The 2491-nt window shown below is 52.8% G+C and carries 3 protein-coding genes and 1 pseudogene; 3 read left to right on the top strand and 1 reads right to left on the bottom strand.

Features of this window, described 5'->3' with window-relative positions:
- The 3 genes and pseudogenes from BW950_RS14580 to BW950_RS14570 form a co-directional block, all read left to right on the top strand.
- A partial coding sequence (locus BW950_RS14580) for an Rpn family recombination-promoting nuclease/putative transposase (protein WP_200796851.1) occupies positions 1–336 on the top strand: 336 nt, incomplete at its 5' end.
- On the top strand, positions 287–466 hold the full coding sequence (locus tag BW950_RS15620) for a type II toxin-antitoxin system HicA family toxin (RefSeq protein WP_200796852.1): 180 nt from the start codon (positions 287–289) through the stop codon (positions 464–466). The genes BW950_RS14580 and BW950_RS15620, both read left to right, overlap by 50 nt.
- 469 nt (positions 467–935) lie before the next feature.
- Positions 936–1931: pseudogene (locus tag BW950_RS14570) on the top strand (formylglycine-generating enzyme family protein); the annotation flags it as partial.
- A 188-nt stretch (positions 1932–2119) separates the two neighbouring features.
- On the opposite strand, the gene BW950_RS14565 reads toward BW950_RS14570, so the two are convergent.
- Positions 2120–2344, bottom strand: a complete 225-nt coding sequence (locus BW950_RS14565) for a hypothetical protein (protein ID WP_076490020.1) — start codon at positions 2342–2344, stop codon at positions 2120–2122.
- Positions 2345–2491: the final 147 nt, after the last annotated feature.

Below are 2491 nucleotides of genomic sequence, written 5' to 3'. Positions count from 1 at the left end.
TACATATTCTCCGCCAGCAGCTTGACAGAACAGGAAATCCACCAGCAAATTTATACCGAGGTAACCAACCCGGTACTCCAGGAGGAATTCATGAGTACGGCACAATTAATCATGCAGCGCGGCCGTCAGGTAGGTCGTCAGGAAGGTCGTCAGGAAGGCCGTCAGGAAGGCCGTCAGGAAGGCATGCGGGAAAAGGCTCGTGAAGATGCACGCCGAATGCTGGACAAGGGCTTCTCCATCCAGGACATAGCCGACATCACCGGGCTGTCCGAGCAGGAAATCAAGGATCTGCAGGAACCGCAGGAACCGCATAACCAGCCCCAAATCCACGCCTGAGCAAGAACAGCTGGATGCGAAAGAAGCCGAGCATTGGCTTCCCCGTGCTGGTTTTGAGCTTGTTCGTACCAAGGGTAGTCATCGCATTTACCGCAGAGATGATGACCGCATCACTATTCCGTTTCACTGAAAAGACATGCTCCACCCCAAAATCGTCGCCCAAGTATTGGCTGCAACAAGGAAAAACTAAAAGAGCATACAACTGGGACTGCGCTTGCCAATCTTCCAAACAAGCCGTTGAGCCTGGGATGTGCTCCCTGGACCCAACGTTGTGGCCTGATCGCAGCGGAGCTGTGTCCCCGTTCTGACCCCGATGAGGGGATGGGGCGTCCCGGCAGCCGAAACCGGCTGCCGTCGGGCCATGCGGGGGTTCCGTCGGGGCCAGCAGGCCCCGACTGCCTGCGGCACCCCTCCTGTCCCTGACGCGATAATGGCTTTTGCTTGACAAAAGAGAACGAATAACATTGTCTTTTGTGTATCCCACAGAAAATTCAAGGGCAAAAAAAACTCAGGTACTATCTGGAAACCTATAGCGATAGGGAAAACTATCTCTGCTATTTAAAGTCTTGCACCCATCATCTTTTTTTCTGACAATTGCAATGCTGGATTATTCGCAAACAGTTTTTTGGAGGTTTGAAATGAAGAATTTAAAAGTAATTGCAATGTTGCTGGCAGTGACTGCGCTTGTCTTTACCGCCTATGATGATCTGAGTGGTTCTGAGCAGGGGCCAGGAGAGCCAATTGTTGAAACAGTCGGTGGTGTCAGGTTTCAGCTGAATCTGGCCAACGACAGGGACAGCGTAACCTTTCCAACAGGTGTAGATGATGACGGTATTGCGACCTTGAATCATAAGTTTTATATGGGTGACACCCAGGTCACCTACGAGCTGTGGAAGGTAGTGTATGACTGGGCGACAGATGCGAGGGCTCGCGGGAATGCTGTGTACACCTTTGCAAACCGTGGCAGAATGGGAAGCCACACTGAGTATGAGTTCACCGATCAGCATCCGGTAACTGATGTAAGCTGGCGTGATGCGATTATTTGGTGTAACGCGCTGTCCGAGATGACAGGTTTGGAGCCGGTATATCGAGACAGAAATGACACCAATGTTATTTTAAGAGACTCCACTGTTGCTATTCAGAACTTGGTGGAGGAAGAAGAGGAGACAATTTACCGCAAAGGGTATCGCCTGCCCACGAGCATGGAGTGGGAGATGGCAGCCCGGTATCGCGGAACCGATAGAACGAACACGGTAACAGGGGTAGTAGGTGGTGTAAATTTCGGTAGAGAGAGAATTAAATGGACAAAAGGTAATTCTGCAAGTGGTGATACAGGCGAGGCTCGTGCTGGTTCATCTACTCTTGGTAATTATGCCTGGTTTCCTGAAACTGTCAGGGACCGGTATCCAGCTAGAGTAAATACTTCTCAGCCAGTAAGTAAGAGTGACCCAGTGGACGGAAGAAGACCCAACGCTCTTGGCCTCTACGACATGAGTGGTAATGTTGATGAGTGGTGTTTCACCAGTTCAGGAACCAGCCGCGTGTTGCGAGGTGGTCGCTGGGGCGGTTCTCCGATCTTGCTTCGAGTAGGTCACGTTAGCGTTGCCGGTCCTTCTATAAACAGTGGTATGAGGGGCTTCCGTTTGGCGAAAACTAAGTAGCCTGCCGAATAATACGGAACGGGGAGTCGCTCATGGGCCCGGCAAACCCGGTGGAGGTGCCGGATCCGGGATGCGGCACCCCTTCTGTCCCTGACGCGTGTGTGCTGGTCCCAGGGGAAGGGTTAATCCTCCCTGGCCAGCAGAGCCTGCAGCTCGGCCAGGGGGAAGTCTACAATCGGGGCGATCTCTTCCAGGGTCAAGCCTGCGGCATAGAGCAGATAGAGCAAAACCTGACGGAACCGGGGTGTCTTGAGAAAGAGAACACCTCCCTCCCGGGCAAGGCGGTTCAGCTCGCGCAGGACCCGGGCAAAATCATCTTCCTGAGCAAGACATACCATCCGCCCCATTCAAGCCCCCGACCCGGTGCTGAGCCCCAGCATACAGTTTCCCCCAAAAACACCCCCAATTGATGCAGCAGCATCAAAAAGGCGGTAGTGATACGTGGGGGAACAATGGAAATACTGCATAAGCCGCACGATGGCTTTTTCCGAACC

Source organism: Alkalispirochaeta americana, assembly GCF_900156105.1.
Lineage (GTDB): Bacteria > Spirochaetota > Spirochaetia > DSM-27196 > Alkalispirochaetaceae > Alkalispirochaeta > Alkalispirochaeta americana.
This window is presented reverse-complemented; position numbering and strand designations above follow the sequence as displayed.